The following is a 20,529-nucleotide window of genomic DNA, read 5'->3' as shown; positions in this document are numbered from 1 at the left end:
CTTATTGCTACTTTTCCGAAATTATTAGAAATGAGGATAAATTTTTTAATTTGCATGACCATTTACACATTAGTTATCTAGACTTCCAATTATGCCCTTTGATTTTAAGAAAACCCTTCCACACCTTCTAGGCATTTTGTCCTTTTATTTGGTCACAGTTCTGTATTTTTCACCTGTTGTTTTCGAAGGCAAAATGTTGTTCCAGTCGGATATTTTACAGTGGGAAGGGTCGGCAAAGGAAATATTAGACTATAAGGAAAAAACCGGGGAGGAAGCTCTCTGGACCAATAGGATGTTTGGAGGAATGCCTGCTTATCTGATTCATTCCCAACCAAAGGGTGACCTCACCAATACACTGGTCCAGGTATTGACGATCGGTCTTCCTCACCCCATTAATGCCCTGTTTTTTGGCATGGCAAGTATGTATCTCCTTCTAATAACTTTTGGCATCCGACCTGCGATTTCCATTGCCGGTTCCTATGCGTTTGCCTTTAACACATTTAATCTCTTAAGTATGGAGGCTGGCCATAATGCGAAAATATGGTCCATATGTCTAATTCCGCTTATTTTGGCAGGTATTCACCTTGCTTTTTCCAGAAAAATACTGCTTGGTGTATCCATCGCGGCACTTGCCGTACTGCTGCAACTTAAATACAACCATCTCCAAATCACCTACTATACCTTAATTATTATCGCCTTCTATGGAATTGGTCAGTTAGTTCTTTTCTATAAAGAAAAAAAACTTCCGGAATTTGGGAAGATAGCTGCACTATTGTTGTTGGGAGCATTACTTGGGGTATTGGGCAACTCAGCACGGTTAGGGTCTGTTATCGAATATGGGAAATATTCAATCAGAGGGGAAAGAAACCTTGAAACCGCTGAGAATGGGAGACAAGGACTCGACAAGGAATATGCTTTTAATTGGTCTCAGGGTAAATTGGAAACCTTTACGCTACTAATACCAAACTTTTATGGTGGGGCAAGTAGCCAAGGTCTTCCAAAAAACTCATCTTCCGAACAAATTCTTCGCTCCCAGGGAGTAGAAGGTGCCCAAATTAATGAATTTCTTCAAAATGCCCCTACATATTGGGGAGACCAACCGGGTACTGGGGGACCCATTTACGGAGGGGCAATAATGATTTTCCTATTCATCATTGGCCTCATCTATGTGCAACCGTTCTACAGGAATATCCTTCTGGGAATTGTATTGTTCTCCCTCATCCTTGCGTGGGGGAAAAACCTCGCTTGGCTCAACTATTTTCTGTTTGATTACTTACCCGGCTATAACAAATTTAGGGCGGTCTCAATGGCATTGGGAATTACTCTGTTTGCAGTCCCTGTATTGGGGTGCCTCGGACTGGAAAAGTTTGTTGTTGAAAAAAAATCAGCCAAAAAACAAAAGTCATTCCTTATTTCTTTTGGAGTCACTATGGGCCTTCTACTTGTGGGTATGGTGGCCGCAGGATGGATGGGATATCGTGGAAATGCCGACGGAGGTTACCCGGATTGGTTACAGGATGCACTGAGGACAGACCGACAATCTATGCTTCAGTCCGATGCACTGCGAAGTTTTATTCTTATTGCAGCGGCTGCGGGTCTTTTGTTTGCCTACCTAAGGAATATGCTTCATTTGAACTATACGCTACTTGGAATTGCTCTTCTGGTAATTGTCGATGTTTGGGGTGTAAATAGACGGTACCTAAATAACGATAGCTTTGTAGCCAATCCTAGCAACCAGTATTTCGGCGCAAATCCGGCAGACCAAAAAATTTTGGCAGACAATGATTACTTTAGAGTATTAAATATTCAAAACCCATTTAATGAAGCCAGAACCAGTTATCGATTTAACAGCGTTGGAGGATACCATGGAGCAAAAATGAGCAGGTACCAGGATTTGATTGAAAGAAACTTAGGTCCTGAAATCAGCCAATTTATTCAAAAAGCCCAAGAGGGGAATTTTGACTGGGAAAGTATCCAAAATCTTAATATGTTGAATACAAAGTACCTACTGGCAGGAAATTCAGAAAACGCCGTTTTTCAAAATCCAAACGCCAATGGACCCGCTTGGTTGCCGGAAGAAGTGCTAACCGTCACCACAAATTTGGAGGAAATAGAGACTCTTGGCTCGATAAACACAAAAAAAACCGCTACTCTAAATACTGTTGAATTTCCAAATGTAGCGGCTGGACAGGGTTCTGTGTCGTTGTCTTCCTATGAGCCAAACAAAATCACCTATAGAGCTAATCTCAGCACGCCGGGACTGGCCGTTTTCTCTGAAATATTCTACCCTAAAGGATGGTCTGCAACCATAAATGGATCAGCAGCTGATATCTTACGGGTAAATTATGTGTTGCGGGGATTAAATTTGCCTCAGGGAGAATCGTCTATTACGTTCGAATTTCGGCCAAAAAGCTATTTAAACATGGTGACGTTTATGATTATTGCCCAATATGTGCTGTTGGTTTTATTGGCCATTTCCTTATTTTATACTCTAAAACCTAACAAATGAAGGAGACAGACAAAACTGCGGTAGCTGATTTCTATGATGGGTTTTCAGCCCAACAGGAAAAGATTGGGATCAATAGCCGCCACCTTCAAATAATTGACAAATTGATGAAGGCCGGACTCAAGCCAAACCACAAAGTCTTAGAAGTCGGTTGTGGAATTGGCACGGTCAGTCAGCTTATAGCCAGATTTGTTAAAAAGGGACATGTTCACGCCGTGGACATTAGCCCGGAAAGCGTTGCAAAAGCCAAGCTTCTTTGGAAAAACTTAGCTAATTTGTCATTTGAGGTTTCGGACATGACTGACTTTCATAAGCCATCCGAACACTATGATTTTTTTGTTTTCCCCGATGTCTTGGAACACATTCCGGCTGCAGATCACAAGCCTCTTTTCGAGATAATCCAAAAACACAGCCATAATGAGTCTAGTATTTTTGTACATATCCCCGATCCACGATTTCTTAAATGGATGATAGCTAACGAACCGGAAAAATTACAGGTAATAGATCAGCCCCTTGATACGGGAAGATTAGTAACTACCGTCGGCGAATGCGGGTATTTTTTAGAGAAAATGGAATCTTATTCCATTTTCTACCGAGAACATGACTATCAATATTTTATCTTCCGCAACCAACGACCAATTCAAAAGATTACCCACTTGGGTAAATGGGAAATTTTAAGAGAGAGGGTGAAAATTAAGATGAAATTCAACCTGTTGGGATAAATTAAGACACGTTTTCCTCTTACATAGGCAGGCGAACTACAATCAATCAGGGCTTACCAGTTATCCACCCGTATGATTCTGTACATTACTTCCATAGAAACTGCCTTTACGATAAGGGACAAGGAAATGTTAAGCCCCCATCTTAAAATAAGATCCTTGACATTTACCGATAAAGCCTTGGCTCTGCCTTTGTATTTTATTGTTCAGTTTTTTCAATTGCTAATTTACCTGCCCGTTACCACACAATACCTTTGTTTTTTTGGAGGGTACCATACCGTATTGCCTGTTATTTTTGGAAAGGTTTTTAAAAAAAGAATTATCATTCAATGCGGTGGAACTGATGCCATGCATTTACCTCATATTAATTATGGGAATTACCGAAAGAAATGGTTGAAGAAAGCTACTGTATTCAGCTTTAAAAACTGTTCGCTTATATTGCCTGTTTCCTATGCATTGGTAAAGTCAACCTACACCTACGATAACTTAGCTCCCCGCAAACAAGGTCTACTAAATCTAATACCTGATTTGACAACGCCTATTGAAGTAGTTCACAATGGATTTGATCAGGAATTTTGGGTTGATACCCAATTGGAAAAAGAGCCTTTCACCTTTGTTACAGTAGCAACCGGTATTTCAAAGCAAAACCGTGCATTTGTTAAGGGAATTGATCTTATCGTCCAATTAGCTGAAACCTTTACTGATTATACCTTTAAACTAGTTGGAGACGCAAATTTTGAAACCACCCTGCCCAACATTACTGTAGTACCTGCCCAACCCAAAGAAGGAATTAAACATATCTTCCAAAAAACACAATTTTACCTTCAGCTCTCCACCTCTGAGGGATTTCCCAATTCTTTGGCGGAAGCCATGTTATGCGGTTGTGTTCCCATCGGATCCCAAGTTGGGGAAATCAGCAATATAATTGGAGAAACTGGTTTTGTTTTACGCCAAAAAGATATCCATGAACTTGTTCAAATCATACATAAACTGCCCCAGTCAAATTGCATGGATTTAAGAATTCAAGCCCGAAAAAGGATTGTGGAACACTACACCTATTTAAAAAGAAAAGAAAAAATGTTGGAAATCTTGGCCGATACGGCAACCTCATGAAACTTGAGCTCGCAATTCCGAATAGCCTGAAACTTCTAAATTCCACTTTAAAACTTGGAATCAATTGAATGGCGATGGTAGAAACTAACTCTGCATTTATTTCCTCTTTCGTATTAGTGACAGTAAAAATCCTACCGTAATAGAGATTGTATTACCTTTCCTGAATTAACTAAAATTTCTTTTGAGCAAAATCGCCAAACAAAGCCTCTTAACGACCCTTTTCGCCTATATCGGCGTTGTCATCGGTTATTTTAATATGCTTTGGCTCCTACCATTCGTTTTGGAGCCGGAGCAGATTGGTTTGTTTAAAACCATTCAGGACATGGCCATCCTATTAGTGCCGTTTGCGCAGCTTGGGATTGGCAATGGAATTACCCGTTTTTTCCCGCGTGTTGTAGGAAGTAAATTTCCTTTTTTTACTTTTACACTCGTCATCGGTGTGGTCGGTTTTCTTACCGTGGCACTAGGATTTTTTATTTTCAGGGAGCAGGTCATTTCTATCTTTGCGGAAAACTCCCCGGAAGTAAACAATTTCCTGTTAGTGGCCCTCCTTATTACATTTTTTTCCGTTTTGAACACCATATTAGATGCTTTTAGCCGATCCTATTTAAAGGTGGCAATACCCTCCTTTTTCCGGGATGTGCTATTGAGGCTTTTGGTCACCTTCCTGATTTTGGGCTATTACTTTGGACTTTACTCTTTTTATTCGCTGATGTGGGGATTGGGAGGAATCTATTTCCTCGCCTTGCTGGCCATGATTGGCTACATGTCTAAGATCGGTATATTCCATCTATCGGCAAACTGGGAACAGATTAGCACTCCCTTCAAAAAAGAATTTTTACAGTATAGCCTGATAACTTTGCTGGGAACGGCGGGGGCATTGCTCATCATGAAAATTGACAGCCTCATGGTCAGCTCTATGATCGGTCTTAATGCCAATGCGATTTATACCATTGGCTTTTCCATAGCGGTAGTCATTGAAATGCCTAGAAGGGCTATTTCTCAGGTAATTATGCCTGTTATCTCAGAAAAATTCGCCAACAACCAACTGAAGGAGATAAATGTCCTTTATAAAAAAATCGCCATCCACCAGTTCCTAATTTGCCTGCTGATTTTCTTGCTGATTTGGGTCAATATTGATTCGCTATATCACTATGTCCCAAACCGCGAAATCTATGAGGCTGGCAAGTGGGTAGTCTTTCTTATCGGATTGGGAAAGTTGTCCGATGTGATCTTTTCGGTCAATGGGGAAATAATCGTGTTCTCCCGTTTCTATCTATTTAATATTACCGCTACCCTGATTATGTGTGTAGCTGTGATCGTTTTGAACCTGTGGCTAATTCCAGTTTATGGGATAGAAGGAGCAGCCCTAGCATCACTGCTCTCGATGTTTTTGTATAATTTAATTAAGTACATTTACGTGAAAATCCGGCTGGGATTTGATCCTTTTACCTGGGGAGTCGGTAAAATTCTGCTAGTGGGAATTGGAAGCTGGGCAATCACTCACTACGCAATTCCAGGCCAGACCATCGTATGGTTGGATATTCTTATCCGAAGTAGCGTTATGGTATTATTATATGGCCTTGGATCCTGGAGTTGGCACATCGCGCCCGAAGTCGAAGGGTGGATAAAAGAAAAGGCTGGTGAGTCATTTTCCAAATCTTAGCCGTCAGCAGTTTGCCCCACCGTAATTTTATTTAATAAATCAGCCAGTTGTCCCGTAAGGGTTTTTCTTTCGTAGGAAGTATGGATGGGCGTTTGCTGAGAATTGACAGCCTGTGTGTGACAGTTTTCAAGAAATGAAATTAATCCTTTTCTATCCTCATGCCGAAATACCTCCCCTGCCTGTGCCTGTCGAAGGATCTGGGCCGTATCACCTTCAGGGTCACCCAATGCTACAATTTTCCTACCCGTAGCCATATATTCAAACACTTTCCCTGGAATATTTCCTTTGGCGTTTTTTGTATTGGTGAGTATGAGAAGTAGTATATGAGCCTTTGCATAATACTGGAACACCGCTTCATGTGGGACGTACCCTGCCAATTCAACATGGGACGAAAGCCAGGAATCCTCCATAAGGGAAGTTTTTACCTGTTGACTGACCCTACCTACAAAGGTCAATTTAATTTTATTTTTAGTCTGGCCAAAAACCTCCTTCATCGCCAACAAAAAGGGCATCGGGTTTCGAATTGCGTCGATCACACCAGTGTAAACAATCTCAAGAGTTTGTGACTCGGGTGGATTCATTAAAAAATCTGAAGGCAAATCTACCGGATCAAAGCCGTTGGTGATCAGCTGAATTTTTCTATCTGCCAGATGCTCCATTTCCTGCTGGAAAGTAGGTGAAATAGTCACCAACGCATCCGCTTCTCTAAATACCGATGCCTCCAATGCGAGGTGCCTGTTTTTGACCCAACCCGTCATGGGCAGCGTATCCAGAAATTCCCAAGTGGACCATGGATCCCGAAAGTCAGCCAGCCAAGGGATTCCATGCCTACGTTTAAGTTCTCTTCCAATCAAATGCATGCTATGGGGCGGACCTGTGGTAATTACGGCCTGAAAATTATTTGATTCCATCAACTGCCCCAAAAACTTGACGGAAGGCTTGACCCAATACACCCGTGGATCAGGTATAATGGCATTGGCCCGTATCCAAATTGCAACTTTATCAAACCAATTTTTTCGCTTCTTTTCTATTAGGATACCGGGGTCGCTGATTTTTTCTGTTTTCAACAATCTGAGAACCTGATAAGGCTCCCAAATGGGAAATTTCAGTACCTCCATGTGAGGTGAGACTTCCTTTTCCATCAAAGGATCCTTGAGGTCGAAATCAGGGTTTTCAGGTGTGAATATTACCGGATCCCAGCCAAATTCAGGAAGGTACTTGGCGAATTTTAACCAACGCTGCACCCCCGACCCGGCACTGGGTGGCCAATAATAGGTAATGATGAGAACTCGTTTGGGGATGGACATAGGATAAAAAGGCAGGGTCAATTTAAATAAAAAAAACCACATACCCGTAATTACTGGGGTATATGGCCTAATTGGTTTATGGATATTTATTCTCCTTGTGCTAACGAAAATCCCCTTTCGCCGTCAAAGGTGTATAAATTTTCAGTTTTGATAAAATCAAAACCCAAGTTCTTGACTTGTTTCAAGATCTCAATGGTTTGATCATGGGTGATAACAGATTCATCGGCATTGAAAAAACGAACCCTCCAATGATCGGAGCAGAAGGTTTCCTTCATCCCGTCAGGATATACTTTTACTCCCCGATTGGTAATCAGCTGCATTTTTAGACCGTCAGCATTGACCTGCCGAAGTCGGTCTCCAATCACGTTCGAGTCTCTTCCTGATTCTTTCCAATCTATAAACACATCCAGCCCGATCAATTCTTTCTTAGCCGGTACACGCTCGGTAAGTCTCATCTTACCGCCTCCTTCTTCGCCCCCTTTGGCAAAGGAGGCTTTAGGCATACTTGCGGGAGCCTGCCCCAATCTTTCAATTACGGCGGCTGCAAATTCCTGCGTTCCTACGCGCTTTTTGGATAGGGATTCTTGGTAGATGTCACCAGTATGGATTCCATCCTCCAAAGTCTTCATCCAGGCGTTGGCAATTTTCTCTGCCACCTCCGGTTGCCCGATATGAACCAGCATCATAATGGCTCCATTTAGTAAGCCTGACGGATTAGCCACGCCCATACCGGCTATGTCAGGAGCGGACCCGTGGATAGCTTCAAACATAGCCACTTCTTCCCCTACATTTGATGATCCCCCAAGGCCGACGGAACCTGTGACCTGAGCAGCCACGTCTGAAATAATATCCCCATAAAGGTTTAATGTCACGATGACATCAAATATTTCAGGTCTGTCCGCAATAAGCGCGGTGCCTATATCAATGATCTTATGTTCCGTTTCTATATCTGGATATTCCTTTGCGACCTCATTGAACACCTTATGAAACAGGCCATCGGCTAATTTCATAATATTGTCTTTCGTCATGCAGGTCACTTTTTTTCTGTTGTATTTTTTCGCGTATTCGAATGCATACCGAATGATTTTCTCACTTCCCGGCCTGGAAATAAGCTTAAGACATTGATAAACCTCATCCGTCTGACGGTGCTCAATCCCCGCATAGAGGTCCTCTTCATTTTCCCTAATAATGACCAAATCTGTTTTGGGAAAATGGGTTTTTACAAAAGGGGAATAGGCTTTGCACGGCCGGACATTGGCATAGAGCCCCAATGTTTTTCGGGTGGTCACATTCAAACTCTTGAAACCGCCTCCTTGGGGGGTGGTAATGGGTGATTTAAGGAAAACCTTCGTCTCTCTCAAAGAATCCCAAGCTCTCGGCTCTATTCCTGAACTAATTCCTTTCAAATATACCTGCTCGCCAATCTCGATGACATCTGGTTCTATTTGGGCTCCTGCGGCGTTTAATATTGCCAAGGTAGCTTTCATTATTTCCGGTCCGATGCCATCTCCATAGGCCACGGTTATTTTTCTTTTCGACGTCATAAGTTTTCAATAAGTTGAGTTTTCAAAATTCCCAATGCAAAAATAGAAATATTTGCGGGAACATAGCCCTAAAAAATCATATTAACCCAATCCAGTATCCTACTTTTTGGTAATGTTTTTCAGCGAATTTATCCAGTATGGATTCAGATAAAGTCTCCACTGACATTTTATGATTTTTAGACCTTCCCCATTCATCATTTGCTTTTTTTTCAATTCAAAAAACATAATACTACCTTTATAATGAATTCTAAAAAAAAACAGTCCGTATGATTTTTAACCGTTTCTTTTGTCTTTGAATGGCGTACTTGTATATTTGGAAATCAACACTGATAATAACGCATGGCGGAACAGAAAAATATTCTTTCAGAGACTAAAGATGGAATACTTTATTTAACCATAAATAGGGAATCCAAGCTTAATGCTTTAAATTTTAAGATTCTGGAAGAACTCAACAATATCTTCAATGAGGTGAACGATAACAAGTCCATCCGAGGGGTTATTTTAACGGGAGCCGGCGAAAAAGCGTTTGTTGCCGGCGCAGATATCAATGAAATATCTGAACTCAATGAGGTCAACGCACGCAAATTCGCTGAATTTGGACAGGAGGTATTTGACAATATTGAATCTTGCCATAAACCAGTGATCGCAGTTGTCAATGGCTATGCATTGGGAGGAGGCTGTGAAATGGCCATTGCATGCCACATGCGAATTGCCACACGCAATGCTAAATTTGGTCAGCCTGAGGTTAATTTGGGAATCATTCCCGGATATGGTGGCACTCAACGCCTAACGTTATTGATAGGCCGGACAAAAGCCACAGAGATACTTATGACAGGGGAAATGTTGGGTGCTGAGGAAGCCAAGACATTGGGACTTCTTAATTATGTCGAAGAGACAAAAGACGCCGCTATCGCAAAGGCAGAAGAAATATTACACAAAATAATGGCTAAGGCGCCTCTTTCAATTGGAATGATCATAGACTGCGTCAATGCTGTATTTGTCAGCGACGAAAACGGGTATCAGATCGAAGCCAATAGTTTCGCCCGTTGTGTAAAATCCGAAGATTACAGGGAAGGCACCAAAGCATTTCTCGAAAAGAGAAAACCTAATTTCAAAGGGGAGTAATTCCCCCTCTTTAATTTTTAGATGAGTCAGCTAAAGAAGTTAGCCAGCCAATCTGCCGTCTATGGCATTAGCAGCATTTTGGGCAAGACTATAAACTTTTTACTTATCCCTCTTTATACCGGATATTTGGACAAAGAAGCTCTCGGCTCCTTTACCATGATTTATGCATTAATTGCTTTTCTGAACGTGGTTTTTACCTTTGGCATGGAGACTTCCTATTTTAGGTTTGCGACCGGCAAGGGACTTGACCCCAAGAAAGTTTACCACAATACCCAGACACTAGTAGGTTTGGTTTCTCTGACACTAGGTTCAGTTCTTTATCTTGGATCCGATTATTTAGCCATATGGTTTCAGTATCCAGGCCAAGGTCATTTGTTTCAATGGGTGGCATTTATCCTGACAATTGATGCAGTTTTGGCCATTCCTTACGCTAAGCTACGACTGGAAGGTAAGGCTTTGGCCTTTGCCATGATCAAGTTGCTGAATATTTTTCTCAATGTTGGATTCAACCTGTTTTTCATCGTTTTATTATTTCATGTAGCCCGGGGGGAGTGGCTTCCAGAATTGCAGCCGCTCGCTCAGAAACTTTACCGCCCGGATTGGGGAGTAGACTATATCCTGCTTGCAAATGTCCTTGCCAACGGTTTGATCCTCCCCGTGTTGTTGTATAAAAGCGGACCTATCCAATGGATGCTGGATAAGGCTGTCCTACGGCCCATGTGGCATTATGCCGTACCCCTGCTATTTATGGGGCTTGCGGGCGTTATCAATGAGGTGTTTTCCCGAGGTTTGTTCGAATACGCCATTCCAGAAGATTTCTACCCTGGACTTTCCAAAAGAGCCGCAGGTGGTGTCTTTGGGGCCAATTTCAAATTGGCCATATTTATGAGTCTTATCATTCAAGCATTCAAATATGCGGCTGAACCCTTTTTCTTTCAACAAGCGGAAAATAAAAACAGTCCCCAACTCTTCGCCCGTGTTATGCACTGGTTTATAATTTTCTGTACCACACTTATGGTAGTTGTTTCGGTAAATTTGGATCTGATTAGTAGTATATTCTTTCAAGGAGAGGGGTATGAATTGGGATTATCAATGGTTCCGCTGCTTTTAATGGGGTATTTGTTTCTAGGCATTTACTATAACCTGAGCATTTGGTTTAAAATTACCGACCAGACAAAGTATAGTTTCTATATAACTTCCCTGGGCGCTATAGTCACTGTTGTTATTATTCTTACCCTTGTACCGATTTATGGATTTGTTGGTGCAGCACTGAGTACATTTGGGAGCTACTTTATAATGATGGTAGTCTGTTTTTTGTTTGGGCAGCGCTTTTTTCCCATCCCCTATAAGGTGAAAAGTGGGTTGACTTATTTAGGCTTAACCTTTATGCTCAGTTATATGGGGTTCTGGGTTAAATTTGATTCCGCATGGATAAATTTTATCGTTCATAATTCATTTGTTATTGTTTATACCATGTTCATTTTCCTAATGGAAAAAAAGGAATTATCTTCGCTGTTTCGGCAAGCTAAAAAAAAATTAACTCCATGAAATCGAGCAAGAGGAGAACCTCATACGTAGGGAGGATTATCAAAGCGAGATTCCACCCCGATAAACCGGGGCAAGTTATGGCAGATGAAAAACAAATTATAAACATATGAAATCGAGCATGACGTAGCCGTCACACACTGGGATGACTATCAACCATGCGAGATTCCATGTGACCGCTGAAAAAAAATTATAGACACATGAAATCGAGCATGACGAGATCGTCACACAGTGGGATGATTATAATTGCGAGATTCCATCTGACCATTGAAAAAAAAATTATAAACAGATGAAAGTTAAGGTCATTAACCAATCGAAGCATCCGCTACCTGAGTACCAAACCGAATTGTCTGCCGGAATGGACCTGAGAGCAGAATTGGAGGATCCGATGATAATCCAGCCGTTGGAAAGGAAACTGATTGGGACAGGTTTGTACATGGAACTTCCCGCCGGATTTGAAGCACAGATAAGGCCTAGAAGTGGACTGGCGCTAAAGTATGGGGTTACAGTACTCAACACTCCGGGTACGATCGATGCGGATTATCGGGGAGAGATAAAGGTCTTACTGATAAATCTTTCAAATGAACCTTTTCAGGTAAACGATGGGGAGAGGATTGCTCAGATGGTAGTTGCCCGTCATGAGCAAATAGGCTGGGATCCAGACGAGGTTTTGACCGAAACAACTAGAGGTAGAGGTGGTTATGGTAGTACTGGAAAATAAAAAACCAATAAAAATGGGACTGATTTTTGGAACGCTATGAACCAAATGGGGAGTAATATTGTAAAGAGGTGGTGTAAGCTGTTTCCTATTTCTTTCAATTTTCCAAACTTTTTTGGAATAGAATACGATAAAGAGGAGTGTCAGCACCAAAGCTGCGAATAATTATGATGACTAAAATAAGTACGGCATTCCTCAAATGGGCATTGATTACCTTTATCTTTGTAATGGCGGGAATTTCTTCTGGCTTTTCTCAGGAAAAATTAAGCAAAAAGCAGCGTAAAAAGCAGGAAAAAGAAGCGTTGGCGAGTAGGCTTTTTGTCGAAGGACAGAAATTTTTGATGTTGGAGGAATATGACCGAGCCTATTTTTATTTTGAAAAGGCACTCTCCTACAATTCGGATGAGGCAGCCATTTACTTCAAAATGGCTGAGATACTTACAAGAGCCAACCAACTTGATAAAGCACTTCCCTTGGCCAGAGAGGCGGTATCCTTGGACCCCTTCAACAAGTATTACAAGCTGATGATTGTAGAAATCTACAGCAAGCAAAATAAACCTGAAGAAGCCGCAGAGGTTTTGCAGTCACTTATGGCAAATGGTGAAGAAAACCAGCAGTATATCCTGGAGTTAGCCTCCCTATACCTTGCAGGTCAAAACTTTGATAATGCCCTGGTTGCATTAAATCAAGCAGAAGACTACTATGGAGTGGTAGAACAACTGACTGCCCAAAAACAGCGGATTTACCTGAGCAAAAATGATTTGGAAGGCGCCGTCAAAGAAGGAGAAAAGCTCATCGCCGCCCAGCCTGGGAATGCGCAGTACGTATTGGCATTGGTGGAAATCCTGTTTAACAACAACCGTCATTCACAGGCCATAAAAGTGATACACGAGTCACTTAAAACCTATCCGGACCAACCGGAATTGTTTATGGCTCTCTTTACACTGCATAAAGAAGCCGGAGCCATTACAACGGCCAATCAGTACTTGGTTAGGGCATTTTCACATCCGGATTTGAGTGCCGACATTAAAGCGCGTACTTTTTCGGAGTTAATGAGGGAGATGAAAACGGAGGCTAGGGAAACCTTATTAGACGAATTGGAGACATATATTTTAGAATTAAATGCCAACGATGCCGTGATACAGGCCGCCCTTGGCGATCGAGCGCAGTTAAATTCAGATAAAGAAACTGCCTTAAGCCACTATCGCCAATCCCTTTCACTCGATCCCGCCAATGAAGAAGTGCTTCAGGCTACAATCTCATTGATGTTTGAACTTAAAAAAGATTTTGGAGAGATTGAAATTCTCACGCAAACGGCTGTGGATGAATTCCCCAAAAAGTCGGAATTTTGGTTCTTTGATGGAACAAGTAAACTGGCTCAGAAAAAATTCGAAGAATCCAAAGAATCACTCGAAAAGTCGTTGGAGATAAATGCCGGCAAAAACAAACAACTTGAACTAATGGCGTTGGGGCAGCTAGGCGATGCCTATCATAGCCTTGATGAAAAATCCAAAGCTTTTGAGACTTATGATAAAGTATTGGAAATAAACCCAAACAATGAGCATATATTGAACAATTATGCCTATTTTCTCTCTTTGGAAAAAAAAGATCTGGATCGGGCTCGGAAAATGTCTGAAAAACTAGTGAAACGATTTCCCGAAAATGCCACCTATTTGGACACCCACGCTTGGGTTTTGTTTCAACTGGAGGAATTTGAGGCGGCCAAAGAGTACATGGAGAAAGCTTTGGAGTTTGAGAAATCACCAAATGGGGTCATGTACGAACATTACGGAGACATCCTATACAAGCTTGGAATGGTAAATGACGCACTGAGCTATTGGAAAAAGGCCGAAGGGCTCCAAGAAACTTCCAAATTTCTGACCCAAAAAATAAAGAACAAAAGATATTATGACTAGGTATTCATTGATAGGAGCATTAGTGTTTTCACTCGCTCTTTTGGGGTGCTCTAAAAAGCCCCTGCTATACACCTCAGATACCGTAATGGATGAGTTCGAGCCCAGTTACCTGGAGTACGATTTCCTATCCGCACGTGGAAAGGTCATGATAGAGGATCAAAACGGAAAAATAACAAAAGGCACCCTAAATATCCGGGCAAAAAAAGACAGCGTAGTTTGGTTTAGCCTGTCACCCGGATTGGGTATAGAAGCTGCCAGGGGGATAATGACCACCGATTTTATTAAGATAAGAGACCGCCTTAATGGCAACACCATTGACATGGACTACAAAACGTTCGAAACAAAATACGGGGTCTCATTAACGCTGGATTTGGTCCAAAATCTCCTGTTCGCCAATATTCCCCACGATTACACGTTTAGGGATAGAATGGTCCGGGTCGGGCAAGTCTTTGAACTTACCCAGGAAAGGGATAACTTGGTTTACAGATCCACCATCAGTGCAAAGCACGGAAAGGTTACCGATCTGCAAAGTGGTACCAGGCGAAAGGATGGGGGTAGCCTTTCGGCTAACTACATGGATTTTAAAGATATAGAGTCGCAACCATTTCCTTATAAAGCCATCGTAAATATGGTTCTTAGCTTACCGGATAAACCCAGGTCCAAAATGTCCATGAATGCCGAAATAGTTAAAGTCGACCTTTCCAATGCTTCGCTCAATTTCCCATACAACTATTAGACATTCCCAATACTTTTTAAAAGGCGTACTTGTGGTGCTTATGGTAGGACTATGGACTATGCAGTCATCAGCCCAGTCCCAATTAAAGCGCTCGAGGGCACAGCTTGAAAAAGAAAAAGCCGATATACAGAAACGTCTAAGGGAGTACGACACGATACTCAAAAAAACAACTGCCGAAAAACGAAATACCTTGGGTGAATTGAAAGCGGTAACCCAAAAACTGGAGACAAGAATTACCTACATCAATACCCTGAACCGGGAAGTACTGTTGATTAACAGAGAAATCAACGCCACCGAAAAATCCATTACTTCTTTGGAAAATGATCTGGAAAACCTCAAAGAGGAATATTCCAACATGATCTATACATCCTATAAACTTCACCAGGGGGTGAATGTTATCACGTTTATTTTTAGCGCAAAGACTTTCAAGCAGTTCTACATGAGACTGCGCTACCTTCGTCAGTATAGCGAGGCAAGGAAAAAGCAGGTGGACCAAATGAACAAGGTTAATGAAGAGCTGGCCTATCAGCAGATAGCCCTACAAGACAAAAAAAAGGAAAAAGAAATGGTGCTAGCTCAGGAGCAGACTGAAAAAACGCAGCTTGATCGGCTCAAAAACGAGCAAGAAGGGATAGTAAATAACCTCACCCAAAAAGAACAGGAACTTAAAAAGGAAATTGCAGCGGCACGAAAGCAACAGGAAGACTTGAACCGCCTTATCAAATCAGTCATTGCCGAAGAAATCAGACTTGCCGAAGCGAATGCCAAGGAGAAAGACAGCAGGACCACAACTACTTCGGCAAGCCGGATACCTCTTACTCCTGAGGGGGCTGCAATTTCTACCTCGTTTGCCGGAAATAAAGGCAAAATCCCCTGGCCTGTTGAAAGTGGGTTTATCTCTAAGCGCTATGGCACCTTTCCCCACCCCACTTTAAAGGGAATAATGGAAACCAACGATGGAATAGATATACAAACCAACAATGGTGAAACTGTCCGATCTGTTTTCGACGGGGTTGTCACCAAAATAACCACCGTTCCCGGAATGGGAGGAACCATCATCATCCGCCATGGGGACTTTTATACCATGTATAGTAGGTTAAAAACCGTTGCTGTAAAATCAGGTCAGGAAATAACCGCAAAAACCATAATTGGGACCGTAAACGCAGATAAAGATGGTATTTCCGAACTGCATTTTCAGACTTGGAAAGGTTTGGAAGTCATGGATCCAAGTATTTGGCTTTCTAGGAAATAATGATTAAATTATGCTATCTTTACAAAAAAGGAGAGAACTAGATGTTTATCCTTTGTGTTAGAAAATCACTCGTATATATTTGTAATTAATTTGTAACTAAAATAAGAAACACATGAATACATTGGCTTTTATACAGAATATCGGAGGAGGTTCATTAGTGATCATCATTCTGGTCGTAATACTTCTATTCGGCGCCAAGAGAATCCCAGAACTTGCCAGAGGACTTGGCCGGGGAATCAGGGAGTTTAAAGATGCTACCAAAGAAATCCAAGAAGATTTGGAGGAAGGGCTTAAAGACAAAAAAACTAAGAGTTAAATTACGACACGTTGGAAAAATTCCGATCATTTGACGAAATAAAAAAATCGCTGGAAAATAAGGAAACAGATTGTAAAGCGGTTGTAACCTATTATCTCAACAACATTCAAACGAAGGCGCACCTAAACGCCTTCGTTGAAGTTTATACACAATCTGCTTTGGATCAGGCTGCTGCTGTCGACAAGAAACTGGCATCTGGTAATGCTGGAAAGCTAGCTGGAATGGTACTGGGAATCAAAGATGTACTGTGCTATCAAGGACATGAAGCCAATGCATCCAGTAAAATTCTTGAAGGGTTTGAATCACAATTTACCGGCACGGCAATTCAGCGATTAATTGACGAAGATGCCATCATTATAGGACGACTCAATTGTGATGAGTTTGGGATGGGATCTTCCAATGAAAATTCTGTGCATGGACGAGTCCTGAACGGGGTGGATGAAGAGCGTGTTCCCGGAGGATCTTCGGGTGGTTCAGCTGTGGCCGTACAGGCAAATCTTTGTACAGCATCCTTGGGTACTGACACGGGTGGCTCCGTAAGACAACCCGCCGCGTTCACCGGGGTGATTGGTGTCAAACCTACCTATTCGCGGGTATCCCGGTATGGATTGATTGCTTATGCGTCTTCATTTGACACAATAGGGGTTTTTTCAAATACCGTTAAGGATAACGCATTAGTACTGGAAATTATGGCAGGTAGTGATGATTTTGACAGCACCGCCTCCAGAAAACCCGTCCCCCATTATAGCGAACTTCTACATTTTGACAAACCTGCCAAAATCGCCTATCTAAAGGAAACCATTTATTCGGATTCCCTTCAAGACGATATCAAAGAAAATATCTTGGGTACGCTTGAAACCCTAAAAAAAGAAGGACATGAAATAGTTGAGGTGAATTTTCCCTTACTCGATTATGTACTCCCTACCTATTATATTTTGACTACTGCCGAGGCGAGCTCCAACCTTTCCAGATTTGACGGGGTCAAGTACGGGTATCGGTCACCCAATGCGCATAATTTGGAAAGCATGTATAAAATGACCAGGTCCGAAGGTTTTGGGCCTGAAGTTAAGAGACGCATTATGCTGGGAACCTTCGTTCTAAGTGCCAGCTACTACGATGCTTATTTTACAAAAGCACAAAAAGTCCGACGCCTCATAAAGGAGTTTACTGAAAATTTGTTGGATAAATATGACTTCATCATTATGCCGACGACGCCAAGTACGGCGTTTAAGTTTGGAGAGCACTCGAATGATCCGGTAGCGATGTATCTTGAGGACTTGTTTACCGTTCAGGCGTCAGTGTCAGGAGTTCCAGCAATATCAATACCCAATGGTACTGACAGGAATGGCCTACCGATCGGATTGCAAATAATGGCCAATTCATTTAAGGAGGCTGATTTGTTTGCCTTTGCAAATTACTTGACAACTATGAAATCTTAAACAGAAACACCTATGAATTCCCAATCCCATAACCGCAGTCCACTTTTCTTCCTGATAGGTTTTCTTTTTTGGGGGAGTCTTACACAAGCACAGGAACTGGGTGTCTACTCAGGTCAAGGATTGGGGGAGGACGCTGTCATCGCCCCGCAATACGATTTTGATTATATCCCGGATTTCACCTACGAGCAGGTAAAACAACGGATAGAGGACATGGAAACGGACATGCCGTTTGAACTGAACGAAACCATATTTGCTTTTATCGATTACTTTGTCGTCCGAAACAGGAGCTACACAAAAATGGTCCTGCAGCGGGAAGAGATATTTTTCCCGCTTTTCGAAGAGTCATTAAAAGAATACAACATGCCGGAAGATGTAAAGTTTCTGGCGGTGATTGAGTCCGGACTAAATCCGAAAGCAAAATCCAGAGTCGGTGCCATGGGACTTTGGCAATTTATGCCCTATACCGGTAGGGATTTTAAACTTAATGTAAGTCCCTATGTGGACGACCGTATGGACCCTGAAATGGCTACCGAAGCAGCCATGAAATTTCTTAAGTCCCTACATAAGCGATATAACGATTGGGAACTTGCCATGGCTGCATATAACTGTGGCCCTGGAAATGTCAACAAAGCCATCCGAAGATCCGGAGGGAAAAGGACGTTTTGGGAAATCTACCAGTACCTTCCAAAGGAAACTAGAAGTTATATCCCTCAATTCCAGGCAATCATGTACGTGATGCGCCATCCTGAATACCACAACCTACACTTGGAGGAGCCAACATTTTCCCTCGGTTATGAAAAATTAGCATGGTCAGGTGACTTAGATTTGGAACAATTGGCCCAGCTAACCACGATGTGCATAGAGGATCTCGAGCATCTCAACCCTGCCTTGCTTTCCAGAAAACTACCTGATTTGCGAAAAGAGATCATGTTGAAAATTCCCAAGATGCGACATACCTTTTTGGTTGACAATTTGGGATGGATTCAAGATTCCCTGCGGGTCCAGGCAAATGAATTCTTAACGGAAAATCCCACCCAGTCAGTTGTGGCCCTGCCTACATCCACCTATACAGCCACATACAGGGTGCAATCCGGTGACGTCCTTGGGAAAATTGCCCAGCGATACAATGTTTCGGTGGCAGACCTCAGAAACTGGAATGGAATTAGTGGAAATATGATCAAAGTAGGTCAAGTATTGCATATCCATCATGAAAATTCATCTTTTGGAAAAAACATAGCTTCTTCCAGTTCGAAACCTTCCGTTGTTTCTCAATCTGATGGAAGTAAAACATACACCGTACAGCCGGGGGATTCCCTTTGGCTAATTTCAAACAGATTGGAAGGCGTCACCATTGACCAGCTAAAAAAACTCAACAACCTCAACAATAACCAAATAAAACCTGGACAGAAACTGATCATTGGTTAAATTTTAAACTAAATTTTTAATTTTATTTTTTTCTACTTGTGATTTTTTCTAAATTGAGAAAAATAAAACTAAAAAGTACGTCATGAATTATAAGAATCTGTTATTGTTTATAATTTGCGTTCCGCTGTTTCTTTTCAATTCATGTGAAGAAGCGGGAAGCAGTTCTTCTAAAACTAACTTGCCTAAAGCAAGGGGTGCCTTGGGGGAGATAATTCTGGTAATTGACTCCGCCATGTATGCAGGGCCCGTTGGTGAAATGGTCAAAGAAGTCTTCCAAGAGGATATTAAGGGTATTATTCGAGAGGAGCCCTTATTCAACATTAAAAAGGTTGACCCCAGAAGCTTGACCCGAATTTTGAAGATGGCTACCAACATGATCTATGTCACCACCTTTGACGATACAGGAGCAGGAAGCAGGGCAATAAACAGCCAGTTTACGGAAGCTTCGAAAAAAATGGCATTGGAGGATCCCAGTTTATACATGCTTCGGAGCAAAGATGAATTTGCCGTTGGCCAAGAAGTGTTGTACCTTTTTGGCAACAACAAAGAAGAATTGATCAGTAATTTACGAAGAAATAAAGCTGGAATACAAAGTCTCTTTATCAGTAGAGAAAGAGAACGGATTGGGGTAGCCCTGTTTAGCAGAAAAAATTCAGCCGCCACTATCATGGGCAGAGAGAAGATGGGAATCGAAATAAATCTTCCTGCCTCCTACCAGTTTGTGCAAGACGATGATGACTTTATGTGGTTTCGGCAGCCTACTCCAAGAACCAGTAAGCCAGATATCAGTCTGTTTTTTTACCAGACCGAATATTCGGATGAAAGTCAGGTTTTTCCGGAAAACCTCATTGCGTTGCGCAATGATATTACTAAACCCCGGATTTTTGGAGACCCCGATAAACCATTATCTTACATTGTGACAGAGACTATAGAACCCCCTGTTTTTACCACCACTACCGTAGACGGCAACTATGCTATGGAAATGCGGGGTGCTTGGAAAACCAACAACCTGAGCATGGGCGGATCCTTTTTGTCGTATGCAGTGGTCGATGCTGAAAACGGAAAATTGTATTATATGGAAGGGTTTGTCTATTATCCCAACGAGGCCCATCGGTCTTCCATACGGGAAATAGAGACTATTCTCCTAGCTACTGAAATTCCCGAAATCAAACAATAAATTGCCTTTCTTTTTAATTCAATCT

At 41.9% G+C, this 20,529-nt stretch carries 16 protein-coding genes; 14 read left to right on the top strand and 2 right to left on the bottom strand.

From position 1 onward, the window contains the following. Window positions 1–91: 91 nt before the first annotated feature. From FQ608_RS15805 to FQ608_RS15790, 4 genes are all read left to right on the top strand, one after another. Window positions 92–2,509, top strand: a complete 2,418-nt coding sequence (locus tag FQ608_RS15805; RefSeq protein ID WP_158859208.1) for a YfhO family protein — start codon at window positions 92–94, stop codon at window positions 2,507–2,509. Beyond that, window positions 2,506–3,228, top strand: a complete 723-nt coding sequence (locus FQ608_RS15800; RefSeq protein ID WP_158859207.1) for a class I SAM-dependent methyltransferase — start codon at window positions 2,506–2,508, stop codon at window positions 3,226–3,228. Before FQ608_RS15805 ends, FQ608_RS15800 begins: the two co-directional genes overlap by 4 nt. Before the next feature lie 72 nt (window positions 3,229–3,300). Then, window positions 3,301–4,338 carry a glycosyltransferase family 4 protein gene (locus FQ608_RS15795; protein WP_158859206.1) on the top strand — a complete coding sequence of 346 codons (1,038 nt, stop codon included), beginning with the start codon at window positions 3,301–3,303 and terminating at the stop codon, window positions 4,336–4,338. A 181-nt stretch (window positions 4,339–4,519) separates the two neighbouring features. Continuing rightward, on the top strand, window positions 4,520–6,004 hold the full coding sequence (locus FQ608_RS15790) for an oligosaccharide flippase family protein (protein ID WP_158859205.1): 1,485 nt from the start codon (window positions 4,520–4,522) through the stop codon (window positions 6,002–6,004). Here FQ608_RS15790 and FQ608_RS15785 read toward each other — a convergent pair. Together FQ608_RS15785 and FQ608_RS15780 are read right to left on the bottom strand one after the other, a co-directional pair. Beyond that, window positions 6,001–7,311 (bottom strand): glycosyltransferase family 4 protein, encoded by a 1,311-nt coding sequence (locus FQ608_RS15785; RefSeq protein ID WP_158859204.1) that lies wholly within the window; start codon window positions 7,309–7,311, stop codon window positions 6,001–6,003. The two genes, FQ608_RS15790 and FQ608_RS15785, sit on opposite strands and share 4 nt — an antisense overlap. A gap of 86 nt (window positions 7,312–7,397) precedes the next feature. Beyond that, window positions 7,398–8,855: an NADP-dependent isocitrate dehydrogenase gene (locus FQ608_RS15780; RefSeq protein WP_158859203.1), complete on the bottom strand. Its 1,458-nt coding sequence runs from the start codon at window positions 8,853–8,855 to the stop codon at window positions 7,398–7,400. Between the two features lie 339 nt (window positions 8,856–9,194). Between FQ608_RS15780 and FQ608_RS15775 the strand changes: the two genes are divergently transcribed. The 10 genes from FQ608_RS15775 to FQ608_RS15730 all read left to right on the top strand — a co-directional run bounded on the left by FQ608_RS15775 (window position 9,195) and on the right by FQ608_RS15730 (window position 20,504). After that, window positions 9,195–9,980, top strand: a complete 786-nt coding sequence (locus FQ608_RS15775; RefSeq protein ID WP_158859202.1) for an enoyl-CoA hydratase/isomerase family protein — start codon at window positions 9,195–9,197, stop codon at window positions 9,978–9,980. 21 nt (window positions 9,981–10,001) lie between these two features. After that, entirely contained in the window at window positions 10,002–11,528 is a 1,527-nt protein-coding gene (locus FQ608_RS15770) for a lipopolysaccharide biosynthesis protein (RefSeq protein ID WP_158859201.1), read from the top strand. A 286-nt stretch (window positions 11,529–11,814) separates the two neighbouring features. Next, the gene (gene dut / locus FQ608_RS15765) at window positions 11,815–12,246 is read left to right on the top strand and encodes a dUTP diphosphatase (RefSeq protein WP_158859200.1); all 432 of its coding nucleotides are present in this window, start codon (window positions 11,815–11,817) and stop codon (window positions 12,244–12,246) included. Window positions 12,247–12,410: 164 nt separating this feature from the next. After that, window positions 12,411–14,159 carry a tetratricopeptide repeat protein gene (locus tag FQ608_RS15760; protein WP_317168930.1) on the top strand — a complete coding sequence of 583 codons (1,749 nt, stop codon included), beginning with the start codon at window positions 12,411–12,413 and terminating at the stop codon, window positions 14,157–14,159. Further along, window positions 14,152–14,895: a DUF4292 domain-containing protein gene (locus FQ608_RS15755; RefSeq protein ID WP_158859199.1), complete on the top strand. Its 744-nt coding sequence runs from the start codon at window positions 14,152–14,154 to the stop codon at window positions 14,893–14,895. The genes FQ608_RS15760 and FQ608_RS15755 overlap by 8 nt, the downstream gene beginning before the upstream one ends. After that, window positions 14,864–16,147: a murein hydrolase activator EnvC family protein gene (locus FQ608_RS15750; protein WP_158859198.1), complete on the top strand. Its 1,284-nt coding sequence runs from the start codon at window positions 14,864–14,866 to the stop codon at window positions 16,145–16,147. Before FQ608_RS15755 ends, FQ608_RS15750 begins: the two co-directional genes overlap by 32 nt. Before the next feature lie 112 nt (window positions 16,148–16,259). Beyond that, complete coding sequence (tatA, locus tag FQ608_RS15745; RefSeq protein WP_158859197.1) at window positions 16,260–16,463, top strand: twin-arginine translocase TatA/TatE family subunit; 204 nt, start codon at window positions 16,260–16,262, stop codon at window positions 16,461–16,463. 11 nt (window positions 16,464–16,474) lie between these two features. Continuing rightward, entirely contained in the window at window positions 16,475–17,902 is a 1,428-nt protein-coding gene (gatA, locus tag FQ608_RS15740; RefSeq protein WP_158859196.1) for an Asp-tRNA(Asn)/Glu-tRNA(Gln) amidotransferase subunit GatA, read from the top strand. A gap of 12 nt (window positions 17,903–17,914) precedes the next feature. Beyond that, the gene (locus tag FQ608_RS15735) at window positions 17,915–19,327 is read left to right on the top strand and encodes a lytic transglycosylase domain-containing protein (RefSeq protein WP_158859195.1); all 1,413 of its coding nucleotides are present in this window, start codon (window positions 17,915–17,917) and stop codon (window positions 19,325–19,327) included. A gap of 82 nt (window positions 19,328–19,409) precedes the next feature. Continuing rightward, window positions 19,410–20,504: a DUF4837 family protein gene (locus FQ608_RS15730; protein ID WP_158859194.1), complete on the top strand. Its 1,095-nt coding sequence runs from the start codon at window positions 19,410–19,412 to the stop codon at window positions 20,502–20,504. The last annotated feature ends 25 nt before the right edge of the window (window positions 20,505–20,529 follow it).

This window comes from Lunatibacter salilacus (assembly GCF_009797935.1).
Classification (GTDB): domain Bacteria; phylum Bacteroidota; class Bacteroidia; order Cytophagales; family Cyclobacteriaceae; genus Lunatibacter; species Lunatibacter salilacus.
This window is presented reverse-complemented; position numbering and strand designations above follow the sequence as displayed.